Raw genomic sequence first — 16,493 nt, forward strand, 5'->3', positions numbered from 1 at the left:
CCCTTGTTGTCCCTGTGCGAATAGATATTATCACGTTATTTCCCGATTTTTTTACCACCCCACTGCAATCTTCCCTCCTTGGGAAAGCCCTTGCTAACCAGATTGCTGCGGTCAATCTCGTTAATCCTCGCGACTTTACGACGGATAAGCATCGTCGAGTCGATGACGAACCTTATGGCGGAGGAGTCGGAATGGTCATGAAACCTGAACCTTTATTTGCAGCAGTCGAATCCTTACCCGTTCTGCCTCGCCGCGAGGTGATTTTTCTCAGCCCCCAAGGGCAACCGATGAATCGTAACCTGTTCTGGGAACTCGCCCAAAATTTCGATCAACTTGTCTTGATTTGCGGACATTATGAAGGCATCGATGAACGGGTTATGAATCTCGTAACCCGCGAAGTCTCTTTGGGGGATTTCGTCTTAACCGGGGGAGAAATTCCCGCCTTAGCCTTAGTCGATGGAGTTGTCCGCCTGCTTCCAGGCACTGTGGGTAAAGCTGAATCCTTAGAAGCTGAGAGTTTTGAGGACGGATTACTTGACTATCCCCACTACACCCGACCCGCTCAATTTCGTGACTGGAAAGTACCGGAGGTGTTACTCTCGGGACATCACGGTAAAATTGAGGAATGGCGCAAAGCACAACAACTGCAACGCACTCGCGATCGCCGCCCAGACCTCCTCCAAAACCTTGATAATCTGTCAGCAAAAGATGACAATTCCGACGGGGATGGGCTATGACTAAATAAATAAAGCTGGGTTTTCAGCCATGCATAAATTTAATCTCACCTTAACCACTCTCCTTTGCCTCTTGCTTTTTAATGAAGTCAAGATTAACCCCACAACCCGCCCAATGGGAGAGTGGATAGAGGTTCAATCCACTGCTTTAGCCCGCACCGGAGGACGAAGCCGGGGGGGGTCTTTCAGTCGCCCCAGCCCCTCCCGTTCTACTCCCTCCCGTTCCACACCCTCCCGTTCTACTCCCTCCCCTTCTCGTACCACCAACCCTACTCCCAGCCGTTCTGCCCCGAGTTCTAGTGGCTCTGGTAGTAGCAACCGTCCCTCGCGCCCGAACAATCCCCCGCCCACAGATTCCACTCCCAGTCGCGGCAATACGGGAGGACGAACAAGGGGCGGTTCCTTCGAGGCGCAACCCACTCCAGCCCCCACTCCGGCCCCTACTCCGGCCCCCCAAACCACTTATCCATCCGGAGGAGGAACAGTAGTGGTCCCGGTGCCTGTTCCGGTCCCTCAACCCTACTATCCAACTCCCCAATACAGCGATCGCCCGTATCAGGATTCTGCTGGAACCGGACTCAAACCCGCCCCAGTCGTACCGCCAACTTATATCCCCAGTCCCACTGCACCGGCAACCAGCCAACCCGTCCCAGGCGCACCTCCGTCTCCCCAATCGGGCTATGCCGGGACCCAAGCTACTCGGAATAATCGCTTTCCCTGGAAATTTTTACTGTTTTTACTGATTACCGGAGGGGCGATCGCTGCCCTCTGGTGGATTCGTTCTAAACGTGCAGCCCCTGCCGTCTCAGAACTCGACAATGATATTGTCACCGTCACCAAATTGCAGGTTGCCCTATTAGCTTCCGCCCGAGAGATTCAATCCCATCTCACCGATTTAAGCCTCAGCGCCGAACTCGATACTCCCGAAGGACTGACGGAATTTTTACAAGAATCCGCCTTATCCTTACTCCGCCATCCGGAATATTGGACTCATGTTCAAACCCATTCGGAAACGGTTAAAAGTCGGGAAGAAGCGGGGCGAGTTTTTGAGCAATTATCGATTCAAGAACGCAGTAAATTTAGTGCAGAAACCTTCAGTAATGTTGGGGGTAAAATTCGGCAAAAACAATCCCGCTCTCAATCCGAAGGAGACCCCGCCTCTTATGTCGTGGTGACCCTCCTCCTGGGAACGGAAGATGATCAGCCCCTATTCGGACCCATCCATTCTGCGGAAGAACTGCGATCGGCCCTCCAACAAGTTGCCGCCATCACTCCAGATTATCTGTTAGTGTTTGAGTTACTCTGGAGTCCCCAGGAAGCCACGGATAGTTTGAGCTATGATGACTTGCTAACTCAGTATAGTGATATGGTTCAAATTGGATAAGCAGCAGCAACACCCGTCGGGGAATAAATCAACCGCCTCGCCTGTAGGGGCGCTTCGGGAAGCGCCTCCACCGACGGTTAAAAACCACGAAAAATCTTGCCCCGTGGTGCTTTCAGCAACCGGCGTGGGTTAAAACCCTCGCCTAACAGCTAAAGTCGGTTAAAACCGACTGCAAGTCTTATACAGTGGTGTTTTCAGTCGGTTTTAACCGACTTTAGCTATTAGCTGGGGGATTTATCCCCCAGCGGTTGTGGCTTTTAAAAACCGTGCCTGTATAACCTTCAACCCAGTCTACCTAGGATAAATATCAATGATACATTCAGAACTCGATAACGATATCGTCACCGTGAGCCAACTCCAGATTGCCGTCAGTGCTGGAGTGAGTTCAATCCAATCTCAATTGTCCAACTTAAGCCTGAAAGCCGACACGAAAACCCCGGAGGGATTATATAAATTACTCGAAGTTACCGTAGAACAATTGCTCGAAAACGCCCTCTATTGGACTCATCTTTTAGGCAGTTCGGAAACTTTCGAGAGTCGCGAAGCAGCAGAAGAGGTATTTGAAAACTTATCCCTTGAGGAACGGGGTAAATTTAGCGCGGAAACCCTGAGTAATGTGGAGGGAAAAATTACCCAAACCGATAAAGCGGCAGTGATTCAGAACGGAGGAGAAGGGGCCTATGTGGTGATTACGTTATTGCTGGGGACAGCACACGATCAGCCGTTATTTGCCCCAATTGATACGATCGGTGGGATGAAAACAGCGCTCAGTCAATTGCGATCGCTCTCGTCGGACTATCTACTCGTCTTAGAATTGCTATGGAGTCCGCAAGCTGAAACCGATACTCTATCGGTGCAGGATATGGCAACCTACTATGGCAATATGAAGGCGATCGCATAAACTCCCCCATCTCGGTGGAGGACAAGAAACCGGGTTTCTATCAGCATCTGGTGTTGCTTCCCCAAGATTTAGTCAAGAAACCCGGTTTCTAACCCTGGACTGGGGTACAAGAAACCGGGTTTCTACAAATAACAAATGACCAATGACAAACGACTAAAACCCCAAGTCAATGACCCGATTTATCTACGACCAATTCACCAAACAATACATCCAGGAACTGTTAAAGCAATTAGGTCAAACTGAAACCAGCAAAACGATGGCTTCAGAACGGCGAGAAATTGACATATTTTTCACACCCAACCCGGAAAACATCGCCGATGCTAGTCACTTAGGTTTACTGGGAAGATTGGCGACAACCCCAGCAGTGTTTGAGCCCTTTAGCAATCCAGTTAAACCCAGAGAAATTCGCAGTTGTCTATTGAAACTCTTAGACCTCAACGCAGAATTTGAACGCCAAGCCATCCGGGAAAAAAGACGGCTCAATCCCGCCGAATCACCCCAGTTATGGATTATGACTCCCACCGCATCCGCCGCCATTTTAGCAGATTTTGGCGCAATCTCAGACTTGGAAAACTGGATGAGTGGCGTTTACTTTCTCCCCAAGGGACTACAAAGCGCGATTATCGTCCTCCACCAACTCCCACCGACGCCAGAAACCCTGTGGTTGCGGATTTTAGGCACAGGCAAAGTCCAAAAACAAGCCCTGCAAGAACTGTATCAACTCCCACCAGATAATCCCACGCGAGAAACCACGCTAGAATTACTGTACAACCTGCGTGAAATTCTAGAAGCTCGGCAAAATTTAGCCCCAGAAGAGAGGGAGTTAATTATGGAACTATCACCCCTGTATTTACAACGGTTACAAACTGTTAAGGAAGAAGGCATCCAGCAAGGCATCCAGCAAGGCATCCAGCAAGGCATCCAGCAAGGACAGCAAGGACAGCGGAGGCTGGTGGAAAGCCTGCTGCAAGTGAAATTTGGTGCCGTGGATGCCGAATTAGCTCAGATTATCGAGGCGTTAATTCAGATTCCCCCATTGGAGCAAGCTCAGTTGATTTTGCAACTATCCCGCGAGGAACTTTTAGCTCGGTTTTCCCGTGACTTCTGAACTTGGGGGGAGAGACAAGAAACCAGGAAAGAAAAGAAACCGGGTTTCTAGCAACATCTCTGGTTCTCATCAAAAATTTAGGTAAGAAACCCGGTTTCTAACTCTAGGTTAAGGGACAAGAAACCGGGTTTCTAGCAACATCTCTGATTTTCATCAAAAATTTAGGTAAGAAACCCGGTTTCTAACTCTAGGTTAAGGGACAAGAAACCGGGTTTCTACAAATGACCAAGGACAAATGACCAAGGACAAATGACCAAGGACAAATGACAAGGGAGTTAATTATGAAACTATCACCCCTGTATTTACAACGGTTACAAACTGTTAAGGAAGAAGGCTTCCAGCAAGGCTTCCAGCAAGGCTTCCAGCAAGGCTTCCAGCAAGGCTTCCAGCAAGGCTTCCAACAAGGACAGCAGCGGCTGCTGGAAAGCCTACTGCAAGTGAAATTTGGGGCCGTGGATGCGGAATTAACATCGATTATCGAGGCGTTAATCGAAATTTCCCCATTGGAGCAAGTTCAGTTGATTTTGCAGCTATCCCGCGAGGAACTTTTAGCTCGGTTTTCCCGTGACTTCTGAACCTGGGGGGAGAGACAAGACACCGGGTTTCACCAGTGGCGGGGATGGGGTAAAATGGGGGTGCTATCCTGACCGGGTGCGTTGCAATTGATTATTGAGGGAAAACGTTGTTGTGAGGATTATTGCTCGCAGTACATTACGAGAGTTTTGGCAGCTACACGCGGATGCTGAACAACCGTTAAAGGCTTGGTTTCAGGATGTCCGTAACCAGAAATGGACAAGTCCAGCAGATATTAAAGCGATTTATGCTAATGCGAGTATTCTTCCCAATAATCGTGTAGTTTTTAATATAAAGGGGAATAATTATCGGATAATTGTTCATGTTCGTTATGACCTTGGGATTGTTTTTATTCGCTTTGTTGGGACACATCAAGAATATGATAATATTGATGCAACCACGATTTAAAGAGGTAAAATAATATGAATTTGAAACCGATTAAAACTGAGGCAGATTATCGTCAAGCTTTAGCGGAGGTTGAACGGTTATTTGATGCGCCTGTAAATATGACCGATGGGGATAGGCTTGAGGTTCTGACCACCCTAATCGAAGTCTATGAAGAACAACATCATCCGATTGAGTTACCATCCCCTTATGAGGCCATTTTATACCATCTGGAAAGTCGCCAGCCACCTGTTTTAAGTTTTATTGATGGATTGAAGCGGCGCGGGGTAAGTGAGCAAGTGATTCAAGAGGCTTTAAATGAATTGGTAATTGAAAATGAATAATTGATAATTTAGGAAAAAATGAGCGGGGAAATCTGAGGGGGTTTTAGAGGATTTTGATGCTTTGGCGATTAATCAACCATTGGTAAATGTTCTACAAACTGAACGTCATCTAGTCGAGGAGAATCAGAGGCGATCGCATTGGCATTGTCAGGGAATGCAGAATAATTATTGATTGATGAACGGTTAGGACGAAGGGAAGCGATTGATTTAGGGTTGTCGATTACGGGATTATTAGGAATTTTGCTAGTGGCAAAGCGTCGGGGTTTGATGACTCAGATTAGACCGATTATAGATGGTTTAATCTTGGACGCTAATTTTCGGATTGGGCCAAATTTATATAGAGAGGTTTTAGCGGCTGCTGGGGAATGATAAAGTGATAAAAAGCTGCATTTGGGGTGGGGGAAAAGAAACCGGGTTTCTAGCAGCATCTGGTGTTTCTTCACAAAGATTTAACAAAGAAACCCGGTTTCTCAGTGGCGGGGATGGGGTAAAATCCGGGTGGTATCCCCTACCCGGTATGTGGCGATGGATGAACACAGAGTGCAGGCTTATCTCTCCCTGATTCAAGAACTCCTCGACTGTCCCAGTGGGGAGGAACCGCAAATCCTCAAAAGTCATCTGGAGTTGCTGGATGAAGGTTTTGTGCAGGTGTGCGAGTGGGCGGCAGCACAGTTTCAGGAAGCGGAACACAATGAGGAGGCAGAGTTTGTACGAAATGTGGCACGACGGATAGGGGCATTTTTAGCGCAGGGGGCAGTGCAGCCATCCCAAAGCGAGATAACACCCGCAGAATATAAAACCTTTTTGCAAGAAGCCCTGCGCTTGACCAGAGAAAGTGGTTTTAGTCCGTCTGTTGTTTATCCTTTCCTAGACAGTCACGGGGACAAACTGAATCAGGATCTGATTGCTCTGATTCCTGCCTTTGCCACAAGCACTAACATTGCTACTTTATTTAGTTTTGCCAATTTAGTTCAACAATTTCCTCGGGGTCAACGGGCGATTAATCTAGAAATTGCTATTACTATCTACACCAAAGCCCTCGATTTTTTTGATGGTCAGAATAACGGAACTGCCTGGGCAACCATTCAAAATATCTTGGGAAATGCCTACTTATATCGTCTACAGGGAGAGCGGGCGGAGAACATCGAGGAGGGGATTCGCGGCTACCAAGCCGCCTTAGAAGTCTATGCCCCCAGTGCCTATCTCGAAGAATGGGCAATGACACAAAATAACTTGGGAGAAGCCTATCGTAACCGCATCCGGGGAGAACGAGGGGAGAACCTAGAACGGGCAATTGGCTACTACGAAGCCGCTTTAGAAGTCAGAACCCGCAGCGCCTACCCCGAACAATGGGCGATGTCGCAAAACAACTTGGGACTTGCCTACTGGAAACGCATCCGGGGAGGGCGAAGGGAAAACCTAGAACGGGCAATTGGCTACTACGAAGCCGCTTTAGAAGTCTTGACCCGCAGCGCCTACCCCGAACAATGGGCCATGACCCAAATGAACTTGGGAAATGCCTACTTATACCGCATCCAGGGAGAGCAAGCCGAGAACCTGGATCAGGCGATTGGCCACTACGCAGCCGCTTTGGAAGTTTATACCCTCAGTGCATATCCTGAAGATTGGGCCATGACGCAAAATAACTTGGGGAATGCCTACAGCGACCGCATCCGGGGAGAACGATCTGAGAACATAGAGCAGGCGATCGCCTGCTATGAAGCCGCTTTAGAAGTGAGGACTCGCAGCGCATTTCCCGAAGATTGGGCAGACACGCAAAATAACTTGGGACTTGCCTACTGGAAGCGCATCCGAGGAGAGCGGGGGGAGAACATCGAGCGGGCAATTCGCTACTCCGAAGCAGCCTTTGAAGTCTATACCCCCAGCGCCTATCCGGAAAAATGGGCGATGTCGCAAAATAACTTGGGGCTTGCCTACTTATACCGCATCCGGGGAGAGCGAGCCGATAACCTAGAGCGGGCAATTCGCTCATTTGAAGGCGCTTTGGAAGTGAGAACCAGTAGCGCCTATCCCGAACAATGGGCAGAAGCGAAAAATAACTTGGCAATTGCCTACTCTAACCGGATCCGGGGAAAGGAAGCCGAGAACCAGGAGCGGGCGATTGGTTGCTTAGAAGCGGCTTTAGAGGTCTATACCCCCAGCGCCTATCCGGAAAAATGGGCGATGACACAAAATAACTTGGGAGAAGCCTACCGTAACCGCATCCGGGGAGAGGAAGCCGGGAACCAGGAGCGGGCGATTGGCTGCTTAGAAGCGGCTTTAGAGGTCTATACCTCCAGTGCCTATCCGGAAAAATGGGCGATGACTCAAAATAACTTGGGGAATGCCTACTGTCAACGGATCCAGGGAGAGCGGGCGGAGAATATTGAGCGGGCGATCGCCTGCTATGAAGCCGCTTTAGAAGTAAGGACCCGTGATGCCTTTCCCCAATACTGGGCAGGGACTCAACATAACTTGGCGATTGCCTACTCACACCGCATCCGGGGAGAGCTAGCGGACAATATCGAGGAGGCAATTCGCTGCTTCCAAGCTGCCCTCGAAGTCTTTACCCCCTCCGCCTTCCCCCTAAACTGCCTCACAACCGGACGCAACCTCGGCGACCTCGGCTACAACCTCCAAAACTGGGAAATCGCCATCGAAGGCTACAACCAAGCCATCCTTGCCATCGAACAAAGCCGCTACTGGGCCACCTCCGAAGCCACCAAACGGGAACTCATCGCCAACTCCCTCAATATCTATCAAAAAATGGTGCAAGCCTGCATCAACCACCAAGACTACGCCCAAGCCTTGCTCACCGTCGAACGCAGTAAATCCCGCACCCTCCTCGAACTCCTCGACAGCGCCAACCTCTACCCCAAAAACGCCACGGACGCACAAAAACAACGCATCAGCGACCTGCGCCGTCAAATCGCCAGCTACCAACAACAACTCGCCTACACCTCCAGGGACACCCTCACCCCCACCACCGAAAAACACCCCAACCAACCCTCACCCGAAACCCTCATCCGCCAACAACTCCAAGCCGCTAACCAGCAATTCCAAGACCTGCTCACGGAACTCGACGACCCCAACTTTACCCTCACCCAACAAGTCCCCGCCCAACTCCCGGACTTGCGCCGCCTCCTCCCGCCCCAAACCGCCCTCATGGAGTGGTATCTCCCCAGGGAAGCGGAATCCGGGTTTTACGCCTTCCTCGTCACCCGCCGAGACGAGCAAATCCAGATTACCCCCCACCACTTCAGCGCCGAAGACCGCCAACACCTGGACCAAGCCCTCCAAGACTACCGCAGCGACTACGGAAAACCCTCCTGGAATCAGCAACTCCCCCAACGCCTGGAAACCCTCAGCGCCGCCCTGCAACTCCCCCGCCTTCTGGCTGAATTATCCGAGATTCAACACCTCATCCTGATTCCCCACCGGGAACTGCACCTCATCCCCCTCCACGCTCTCCCCGTCTCTCTCCCCTCCCCTTCTGGGAGTGAGGGCCAATGTCTGCAAGACTGGTTCCCCGTGCAATATGCCCCCAGTTGTCAAATTCTCAACAACCTCCAGCAGCGTCCCCCCCTCAACCGGGAAACCGTCCCCTTCTTCGCCATTCAAAACCCGACTAACCCGGAAAATCTCCCCTTTGCGGAGTGGGGGGTGGAACTATTACTGCGCCAATTCAGTCCCCATCAAGTCTTGCGTCGCGACCAAGCGACCCGGGCGAATTTAACCGCACCCCACAGCCAAACCTTCCTTGAGCAGAGTCACGCCGTCCATTTTGGCTGTCACGGTGAATTTGACGAGGCTAACCCCCTCAACGCCTATCTGAAATTGGCGAATGGGGAAAGGCTGACCTTTCTGGAGATTTTCAACGGTCTGAATATACCCCTCTGTCGCCTGCTGGTGCTGTCCGCTTGCAAAACCGGCTTGGTGGAAACCTCCCACACGGATGACTATGTGGGATTATCCAGCGCTTTTTTCTACGCGGGAGCGCGAACGGTGGTCGCCAGTCTCTGGAATGTGGATGAACTGGCGGCGACTCTGGTGACCCTGCGCCTCTATCAAATTTTACCGGATTATCCCTCGGTGACAGTTGCCCTGCAAGCGGCTCAAACCTGGTTACGGGGGTTATCTTCTGCTGATGTTCTGGACTGGCTCAAACATGAGCAGAAGGCGACGGAGGAGGAAGTGGAGGAAGTGGAAGACCGTTTGAGTTTATTTGATGATAACCCGCCCTTTGCTAATGCCTATTATTGGTCAGCGTTTACGGCTGCGGGATTATAATGGGGGATGACCGTCAAGATGATTCCTAACGTGATGCGGTAAATTAAATGTCTATTGACCTCAAGCGAATTCGGATAGAGCGTCTCTTTGACGCTTATAATTTGGATGTCCCCATTCAAGACAATACTTTAATCCTAGTGGGTGAAAACGGCTCGGGTAAAAGTACACTGATTAATTTATTATATTACACATTAACGGCTCAATGGGACCGTCTAGCCGAGGTTCCCTTTCATTCCTGTACCGTTACAATTGGTGTCCAAGAATATCCCATTTTTAGAGAAGATTTACGCATTCTTAAAAAAAATAATCAAATTACAAGAATAAATAACTGGTATTTGAACGGGATTGAATTTCATCAAAAACTTACTTATTTAGAGGAGCATAAAGAAAGCCAGGTTACAGATGGACTGGCTGAAGCTATCCAATCTAACTCTGAAGAACAAGTCTTGTTTTTACCCACTTATCGCCGAATTGAAAAAGAATTAAGCGATGTTTTTCCGGACAGAGACTTTGATGATGTCTTACCTTTTTCTCAAGCAAATCGTTCTCGGGAAAAGCCACAATCTGGCTATGTCGAACTGGTTGAGTTTGGCATGGAAGATGTAATTCAAGCCTTTGACTCGACTTTATCAGGCTTAGAGCAAAATTTCCGCCAGGAACTGAATCGATTGACTGGGAGTTACTTGGGGGATATTATTCGTAATAACTATAAAAATGTTGAGGCATCTCAACTGTCTACGGAGGAATTTACGGAAACAATCAAGGTGATGCTTCCTCGGATTGGGGATATTCTTTCAGAAGGCGATCGCCAAAAACTGGGACAGATCCTTGAAGATGTCAGAACTAACCAGGTTTTATTAGAAGAACAACGGGTGACTGCTTATTTTTTGACTCGGTTGGTCGAAATTCATAAAAGTCAACAGGAAAAAGAACGCCCCATCCGAAAGTTAGTTGATTTGGTTAATCAGTATCTCAGTAACAAAAAGTTGGAGTTTAACTCCAGTGAATTCAAGCTTGTTGTTAAGCGCAAAAACAAAGAGATGACCGAAGTGCCCATTCCGGGTTTATCCTCGGGAGAGAAACAAATCATTTCATTGTTTTCCCATATCTTGTTAAGTGACTACAAGCAGTATTTTGTGGTAATTGATGAACCAGAATTATCCATCTCTGTACCTTGGCAACGCCGGTTTCTGCAAGACTTGAAGGATACGGAAAAGTGTTCCGGTTTAATTGCGGTGACTCATTCTCCTTTTGTTTTTGAAAATTCACTGGCGGAATATGCACATTCTATCAGTGAGTTTATTGAGGAGATTTAACAATGTCATCGTTCTTGGATGCTTTGAAGGCTGCACCGGAAACACCCCAAGCGAAATTAAATATATTTCTCCTCAGTTTTCAACCCCAGGGTCAGGCGATCGCAATTTTTCTGGAGGGACGCGATGATCCTTCCTTGATTCGAGTTAATGTTCAACGATTTGCTGAACAAAAGGCTTTATCGGTGGAAACCATTATATTGGGAAATAAAAAGGAAGTGTTGAATGCTTATGATTATCTAGGTAAACGATTTCCCAATAACCCCAGAATCATGTTTTTTGTGGATAAAGACCATGATGACCTCCTCGGTGAAACTCGGGGAACAAAAACTCAGCAAGGCTTATTCGTCACCCAACACTACTCCATTGAGAATTATCTGGTTTCAGAACCCGCCATTGCCGCGATATTAACCGATTTTTGGGGGGTGGATTCATCCAGTGAGGCAATTGCGATCGCCTGCCAAAAATTTAATCAATTCCAACAGGATTATCGTTCAGTTTTTTTACCGTGGATGGCGTGGCTTTTAGCAAGTCGGCGATTAGGCGAAAAACCCAACACCAATAATATAAACATTTCAATCCTGACTCTCGATATAAATTATCAAATTCTGCTCAACTGGCAACCTGATATTTTTTCTCACTTAGGAAGAGTCTGTAATGTAAAGATCCAGCCTGATCCGAGGGCAATTGACTCTACCATCAGAGAATTGGAAGCCTTACCGACAAAAGTTTGGTTGCGGGGAAAACAAGAACTCTGGTGTTTCATTAAGTTTTTGAACCGACTGGAAGAAGAGGTCAAAACCGGAAAAGTTAAGCTAAAAATTAGATCGCCCATCAATATCAACAATATCGTTGAATTGCTGGCCCCTCGTCTACCCTGTCCTTCAGATTTAAGAGATTACCTAACCAATCGACTCGGTAGTTTATAAATGCCCCCTTCGCCTCAGCCAATTATTTATTGGTCAGCGTTTACGGCGGCGGGATTATAATTGAGTCAGGAACGCGAGCCCGGAAAAGGCTCATTCTGACAGTTGACCCAGAAAATTAATGTGAGTGTGGGAGGGTGAGCGGATGCAAATTACACTGAATCTACCGGATAGCCTTAGCCAAACTGAAACCTTTAATCAGAAGGACTGGCTTAGGGAAATTGCGGTGGCCCTGTTTGAACAAGAGCGGGTTTCTCTCAGCCGTGCCAGCACTATTGCGGCGATGGAGATTATGGAGTTTCAAAAGCTGCTGGCAGAGCGTGGTATCTGTGTTCACTACGATGTAGCAGATTTTGAACAGGATGTTCAGCACCTGCGCGATCGCGGCTGGTTATGATTGTTGTCAGCGATACTTCTGCGGTTTCCAATCTTGCTATTGTTAATCATTATTAAACTTGGTTTGACGGCGATCGCCTTATAATACAGTGAGCCATGATGAGGTTAGACCATGCCCACATTATAGAGGTGAACAACAGATGACAGCCAGAGAAAAACTGATTCAAGCCATTCAAACCCTTCCGGAATCCCAAGTTGATCGGGTTTTAGCCTATGTTAATCAGGTTAGGGCTGACGATCGCCCAACTCAGGAACAAGACTCTCAGGAAACACCATGTTTTGATGAAACTTGGTGGAATAACTTATCTCATTTTAGCCCGGACTTTTTAGAAGTTCGAGAACAACCTCAACTTCCGGTACGAGAGGATATGTTTGAATGAGATTTTTACTCGATACTAACATTTGTATTTATGTGATTAAACAAAAACCTCTGAGGGTTAAGGAGCGATTGCAAACGATTGATTCTGGAGAGATAGGAATTTCTATAATCACGTTGGCAGAGCTAGAATATGGAGCAGCCAAGAGCCAAAACCCCCAGCGCAATCGAGAAACCTTAACTCGCTTTTGTTTGCCGTTTCAAATAGTAGCCTTTTGTCCAGAAGATGCTCAAAAGTTTGGCGAAATTAGAGCCACATTAGAGCAACGAGGGCAACCTATTGGCAGTTATGATTTACTGATTGCCTCTCAAGCGGTCAATCGGGGACTGATATTAGTGACTAATAATATTAAAGAGTTCAGCCGAGTTGAGGGTTTGAATCTGGAGAATTGGGTTGAGTAGGATTTGCGTTTACGGCGATCGCCTTATAATACAACAGTTAGCCATGATGAGGTTAGACCATGCCAACATCTGAAAAAGAACGAATTGTGCGGGCTTTCTTACTGCTTCTGCATCGAGAAAGCAAAAAACCCGAGAGTGCGATTATTCCCCCCAAGGCTTGGGAAACTTTAGGGGAACTGCAAGCCAGCCTCGCTCAAGCCAATGATGATATTAAAATCATAGCACGAGGGATTACAACCTGGTGTCAAAAACACCAATATAGTTCAATTCTCCAAGCTCTCCGACCCGTCCTAAGTGATGCATTTTCTGAAGACGAAGACCCGGACGAGGACGAAACTGAGACCCAAATCCTGAGAATCCCTAACTTATCTCTAAGATTTGTGGAGGAAACAATCAGTCAATCTCAAGAGCAGCATCAGCAGCAATCATCATGACAGAACCCGTCATTTATGCCCCAGAAATTCGGTTATTTACCTATCATTTAAAACGCCTGAAAGCCACAAGCCTTAAAGAACCGGATAAGGATTTAGGTTTGAGGTTAATGATTGCTTATTATATGGAGTTATTGGCGGATTATGGGTTGGTGGATTCGCTGATTAAACAGTTGCAAAAAGAGATGTTATCCCCTTGGACAATTCTTGATGATTGGTTTCAGTATATTAATACAATTCGGAGGTTTTTATGGTGGCTTGAACTGAGGATAATTTTGCTGGAAATTCTTGTTAATTTAAACAATTATCTGAATAACTATAACTATACCCTAGAAGATGTCATTCACGACTATCTATTTAGGTCGGACTTTGAAGGGCTAACTGCTGCTAATAATCCATTTTTTAAAATTATTAATAATCCGGGAAAAATCGGCATCCAACACTTAAATTTATCCCAGAGATTTCGAGGAGCTTTCCGTCCTCAATACATCAATGATAGCTATAGTTTTTTGTTGCAATTGCTCCATCCCCAAAAACTGGGACAAGATGGTATAAAATTCTCAGATATTGCGGAATTACGACCCCCTGATTCATTTTTTACCGGAACTTCGTCAACCTTAGATGAACCCCTGCAAACTCATCTCAAACAAGCCTCTTGGGGGACAACGATTCTGTTGAGTGGTTTTATCGACTCTTCCGCAGCGAGTCTGGAAGCGAGTCAACAATTAGCTAATCAGTTATTACAAAACCTGTTAGGAATTGACTCCCTGGAATCCGCGCTTCCTTTCTGGGATAGTCGAGAGTTTTTAGGGGGATTTCTGTATGAGTATCAGGATGTTTATAATCACCATACCTACGGACAGATTCTGATTTTGCTGATATTTTTAGAAGAGAGTAAAAATAAACTGAATGCGCTTCAGTGGTCTTTAACCGAGTTGTTTTGTTATGAACGCAAGATTTATCAAAATTACCTCGACAGTCGTGAGGAATATAGAAAGGCGAATCAGGATATTGAAACGATAGAGAAGACGATTCGGACTTTTCCGCCGAATATTGCGACGACTGTGCCGCCGGATTTGTCGGAGGAAGAGTTAAGGTCATTAAAGCAGAAAATCAAGAATTTGTTGGATTTATCGTTGCGCTATTCTCAACGAATGCGGAGTTTGGTCACGTTCGAGAATACGATTGAGATTAATCGGAAAAATTATCTGAATACTTTGACACGGATGGAGGTGAAAAGTCAAGGTGATTTGACGGGTTGGCGGGATAAGGCGAATCAGATTTTTGGGACGTTTCAGGGACAAATTGAGGCGGATTTGGTGTATTTGCAACAAGGGGAACGGCTGTTAGATACGGCAATTAATACGATTCGCGGTTTGGTGGAAATTGACCAGGCGGAACGCGATCGCACCCTAGAACATCAAATCCAAATCGCTGGGTGGGGGATTGCGGTGGGGGCGATTGTGGCATCGACCTCAGCGTTAATCTTTCAGCAAGAACCGATGACTTTTCCCTGGGAAGCATCCCACGGCGATCGCCCCCATCCGTTTATTCTTGCCTTGCTGCTGAGTTTCGCTTTTGCTGGGTTAGCGTCACTCCTGGCGATCGCGTTGATTAAGTTCAGGAAAAAGAGGCGATCGCCTTAAGGCAAAAAACCGAGTTTCTGGCAAAATTTGTGTTTCTGGGGAAAAATTTGGGACCGCAATCCGGTTTGTGAGAACCCGTTGTACCTACTTTTATAAAAATTAGGCCATGAGGCGAAATAACTTGGGTTCTGCCTCCGGTTATCCCATCTGGGGAGATTACACTCAATCTGCCTCCAGATTTTTCTCACAATTGGGTGAATAAATTGCCTTTTGTGCTATTATGACTGGAGGGTTGAAGGCAGGGGTTAAGCGGGATTGAGTTTTTGACTGACGAAGGGAATCGCAACCAGCGCGAGTTTCACAATCCAAGGTGCAAAGATTACGCTTAAAATCAGGCAAAAGGCAGCAAGGACCATTGTCGCTACTTTGACGATTTCTTCGGTTGTATTGACACTTAGACAAAACGCTAAGGAAGCGATCGCCAAGGACATTAATGAAGGCACAAGCATCATTGTATCTACCTCTATACTTTATGGAAAGATGCAATGCGTTCCTTCGGCTAGAATACCTACTTCCGTTTTTCCCCATAGGGCGATCGCCTGGGGAAAAATGAACGATTAGATTATTTAATCAGTTTTACAACTTTTTTGGAAGTCTTGTCAAGCCCTTGAGCTAGACAAATTATCAGGTCCCTTATTTCTCCCTCTATTGGGGTTCGGGAATGGTTTGAGGAATTGGCGCAGGAACGGTTTGCGGTATAGGTGCCGGAACTTCTTCCGGTACAGGTGCTGGAACAGTTTGAGGAATCGGTTGAGGGACGGGTTCCGGTGTCGGGGGTTCGGGATTCGGGGGAGGTTCCGGTTGGGGTAATGGATTGGGTTCGGGAATTGAAATCCCTTGCGGGATAGGGTCAATGGTAAGATAGTTCATGATTGTTTTGAATTAGGGAATTTTACAGAAGAAAGGAGGCGATCGCACTTCTCTAGTTCCAGAATTTTTTCTATAAAACTCTGCTTTAGAGGGCAATCCCTGATATAATGTTTTAGTAAAAAAAATCGATGCTATATTCGGCATATCCGGTTAATAGCGCGATTGGATTTAGCTGAATCCAGATTAGCGGCAATCCTCGCTCAACCGCATCTGTCAAAAGCAGCATTTTTTTGCCCGGGTTGAATAATCTATCCCTTCCTTTTGGGCGATCGGTTGAGGTTTCCCCTACCGTGGACGTCGATCAGGATTGGTTAGAAACCGGGGTTTTTCACCCCATTTCTGGCAATAGAACACCCAATCTGGGCCAAAAACCCGGTTTCTTGTCCCCGGGATTTAACAAGGTGCTGATGCGCTA

At 47.2% G+C, this 16,493-nt stretch carries 18 protein-coding genes and 1 riboswitch; of the genes, 16 read left to right on the forward strand and 2 right to left on the reverse strand.

Annotation, left to right across the window (positions count from 1 at the left end; translation table 11 throughout):
* Nucleotides 1-14: 14 nt before the first annotated feature.
* From trmD to NG795_RS09320, 16 genes are all read left to right on the forward strand, one after another.
* Nucleotides 15-737, forward strand: coding sequence for a tRNA (guanosine(37)-N1)-methyltransferase TrmD (gene trmD, locus NG795_RS09245; RefSeq protein ID WP_367288370.1), 723 nt, complete (start codon nucleotides 15-17; stop codon nucleotides 735-737).
* Nucleotides 738-765: 28 nt separating this feature from the next.
* On the forward strand, nucleotides 766-2,118 hold the full coding sequence (locus NG795_RS09250) for a DUF1517 domain-containing protein (protein WP_367288371.1): 1,353 nt from the start codon (nucleotides 766-768) through the stop codon (nucleotides 2,116-2,118).
* Between the two features lie 310 nt (nucleotides 2,119-2,428).
* Nucleotides 2,429-3,019 carry a DUF1517 domain-containing protein gene (locus NG795_RS09255; protein WP_367288372.1) on the forward strand — a complete coding sequence of 197 codons (591 nt, stop codon included), beginning with the start codon at nucleotides 2,429-2,431 and terminating at the stop codon, nucleotides 3,017-3,019.
* A 169-nt stretch (nucleotides 3,020-3,188) separates the two neighbouring features.
* Nucleotides 3,189-4,127 carry a hypothetical protein gene (locus NG795_RS09260; RefSeq protein WP_367288373.1) on the forward strand — a complete coding sequence of 313 codons (939 nt, stop codon included), beginning with the start codon at nucleotides 3,189-3,191 and terminating at the stop codon, nucleotides 4,125-4,127.
* A 281-nt stretch (nucleotides 4,128-4,408) separates the two neighbouring features.
* On the forward strand, nucleotides 4,409-4,702 hold the full coding sequence (locus tag NG795_RS09265) for a hypothetical protein (protein ID WP_367288374.1): 294 nt from the start codon (nucleotides 4,409-4,411) through the stop codon (nucleotides 4,700-4,702).
* A gap of 112 nt (nucleotides 4,703-4,814) precedes the next feature.
* Nucleotides 4,815-5,108 (forward strand): type II toxin-antitoxin system HigB family toxin, encoded by a 294-nt coding sequence (locus tag NG795_RS09270; protein WP_367288375.1) that lies wholly within the window; start codon nucleotides 4,815-4,817, stop codon nucleotides 5,106-5,108.
* Between the two features lie 14 nt (nucleotides 5,109-5,122).
* On the forward strand, nucleotides 5,123-5,428 hold the full coding sequence (locus tag NG795_RS09275; protein ID WP_367288376.1) for a helix-turn-helix domain-containing protein: 306 nt from the start codon (nucleotides 5,123-5,125) through the stop codon (nucleotides 5,426-5,428).
* A gap of 168 nt (nucleotides 5,429-5,596) precedes the next feature.
* Nucleotides 5,597-5,797, forward strand: coding sequence for a PIN domain-containing protein (locus NG795_RS09280; RefSeq protein WP_367288377.1), 201 nt, complete (start codon nucleotides 5,597-5,599; stop codon nucleotides 5,795-5,797).
* A 129-nt stretch (nucleotides 5,798-5,926) separates the two neighbouring features.
* On the forward strand, nucleotides 5,927-9,718 hold the full coding sequence (locus NG795_RS09285) for a CHAT domain-containing protein (protein WP_367288378.1): 3,792 nt from the start codon (nucleotides 5,927-5,929) through the stop codon (nucleotides 9,716-9,718).
* 47 nt (nucleotides 9,719-9,765) lie between these two features.
* A complete protein-coding gene (locus NG795_RS09290; protein ID WP_367288379.1) occupies nucleotides 9,766-11,034 on the forward strand; it encodes an AAA family ATPase in 1,269 nt (422 codons plus the stop codon).
* 2 nt (nucleotides 11,035-11,036) lie between these two features.
* On the forward strand, nucleotides 11,037-11,960 hold the full coding sequence (locus NG795_RS09295; RefSeq protein WP_367288380.1) for a DUF4435 domain-containing protein: 924 nt from the start codon (nucleotides 11,037-11,039) through the stop codon (nucleotides 11,958-11,960).
* Nucleotides 11,961-12,102: 142 nt separating this feature from the next.
* A complete protein-coding gene (locus NG795_RS09300; RefSeq protein ID WP_006616897.1) occupies nucleotides 12,103-12,354 on the forward strand; it encodes a UPF0175 family protein in 252 nt (83 codons plus the stop codon).
* 139 nt (nucleotides 12,355-12,493) lie between these two features.
* Nucleotides 12,494-12,733, forward strand: a complete 240-nt coding sequence (locus NG795_RS09305; RefSeq protein ID WP_367288381.1) for a hypothetical protein — start codon at nucleotides 12,494-12,496, stop codon at nucleotides 12,731-12,733.
* On the forward strand, nucleotides 12,730-13,131 hold the full coding sequence (vapC, locus tag NG795_RS09310; RefSeq protein ID WP_367288382.1) for a type II toxin-antitoxin system tRNA(fMet)-specific endonuclease VapC: 402 nt from the start codon (nucleotides 12,730-12,732) through the stop codon (nucleotides 13,129-13,131). Before NG795_RS09305 ends, vapC begins: the two co-directional genes overlap by 4 nt.
* 59 nt (nucleotides 13,132-13,190) lie before the next feature.
* Nucleotides 13,191-13,565: a hypothetical protein gene (locus NG795_RS09315; RefSeq protein WP_367288383.1), complete on the forward strand. Its 375-nt coding sequence runs from the start codon at nucleotides 13,191-13,193 to the stop codon at nucleotides 13,563-13,565.
* On the forward strand, nucleotides 13,562-15,208 hold the full coding sequence (locus NG795_RS09320; protein ID WP_367288384.1) for a hypothetical protein: 1,647 nt from the start codon (nucleotides 13,562-13,564) through the stop codon (nucleotides 15,206-15,208). The genes NG795_RS09315 and NG795_RS09320 overlap by 4 nt, the downstream gene beginning before the upstream one ends.
* A 245-nt stretch (nucleotides 15,209-15,453) precedes the next feature.
* Here the strand turns inward: NG795_RS09320 and NG795_RS09325 are convergent, their stop codons facing one another.
* Both NG795_RS09325 and NG795_RS09330 read right to left on the reverse strand, forming a co-directional pair.
* A complete protein-coding gene (locus NG795_RS09325) occupies nucleotides 15,454-15,660 on the reverse strand; it encodes a hypothetical protein (protein ID WP_367288385.1) in 207 nt (68 codons plus the stop codon).
* A 32-nt stretch (nucleotides 15,661-15,692) separates the two neighbouring features.
* Nucleotides 15,693-15,766: riboswitch (Glutamine riboswitch) on the reverse strand.
* An 87-nt stretch (nucleotides 15,767-15,853) separates the two neighbouring features.
* Nucleotides 15,854-16,078, reverse strand: coding sequence for a hypothetical protein (locus tag NG795_RS09330; protein WP_367288386.1), 225 nt, complete (start codon nucleotides 16,076-16,078; stop codon nucleotides 15,854-15,856).
* Nucleotides 16,079-16,493 lie beyond the last annotated feature (415 nt).

This window comes from Laspinema palackyanum D2c, from assembly GCF_025370875.1.
In the GTDB taxonomy this organism is placed as follows: Bacteria; Cyanobacteriota; Cyanobacteriia; order Cyanobacteriales; family Laspinemataceae; genus Laspinema; species Laspinema palackyanum.

What these genes read in the sequence shown, in the direction of transcription:
- NG795_RS09300 (WP_006616897.1), top strand. Translation starts at nt 12,103, where the DNA reads ATGCAAATTACACTGAATCTACCGGATAGCCTTAGCCAAACTGAAACC.
- NG795_RS09320 (WP_367288384.1), top strand. Translation starts at nt 13,562, where the DNA reads ATGACAGAACCCGTCATTTATGCCCCAGAAATTCGGTTATTTACCTAT.
- NG795_RS09315 (WP_367288383.1), top strand. Translation starts at nt 13,191, where the DNA reads ATGCCAACATCTGAAAAAGAACGAATTGTGCGGGCTTTCTTACTGCTT.
- NG795_RS09250 (WP_367288371.1), top strand. Translation starts at nt 766, where the DNA reads ATGCATAAATTTAATCTCACCTTAACCACTCTCCTTTGCCTCTTGCTT.
- NG795_RS09305 (WP_367288381.1), top strand. Translation starts at nt 12,494, where the DNA reads ATGACAGCCAGAGAAAAACTGATTCAAGCCATTCAAACCCTTCCGGAA.
- NG795_RS09260 (WP_367288373.1), top strand. Translation starts at nt 3,189, where the DNA reads ATGACCCGATTTATCTACGACCAATTCACCAAACAATACATCCAGGAA.
- NG795_RS09275 (WP_367288376.1), top strand. Translation starts at nt 5,123, where the DNA reads ATGAATTTGAAACCGATTAAAACTGAGGCAGATTATCGTCAAGCTTTA.
- NG795_RS09295 (WP_367288380.1), top strand. Translation starts at nt 11,037, where the DNA reads ATGTCATCGTTCTTGGATGCTTTGAAGGCTGCACCGGAAACACCCCAA.
- NG795_RS09330 (WP_367288386.1), bottom strand. Translation starts at nt 16,078, where the DNA reads ATGAACTATCTTACCATTGACCCTATCCCGCAAGGGATTTCAATTCCC.
- NG795_RS09265 (WP_367288374.1), top strand. Translation starts at nt 4,409, where the DNA reads ATGAAACTATCACCCCTGTATTTACAACGGTTACAAACTGTTAAGGAA.
- NG795_RS09325 (WP_367288385.1), bottom strand. Translation starts at nt 15,660, where the DNA reads ATGATGCTTGTGCCTTCATTAATGTCCTTGGCGATCGCTTCCTTAGCG.
- vapC (WP_367288382.1), top strand. Translation starts at nt 12,730, where the DNA reads ATGAGATTTTTACTCGATACTAACATTTGTATTTATGTGATTAAACAA.
- NG795_RS09255 (WP_367288372.1), top strand. Translation starts at nt 2,429, where the DNA reads ATGATACATTCAGAACTCGATAACGATATCGTCACCGTGAGCCAACTC.
- NG795_RS09290 (WP_367288379.1), top strand. Translation starts at nt 9,766, where the DNA reads ATGTCTATTGACCTCAAGCGAATTCGGATAGAGCGTCTCTTTGACGCT.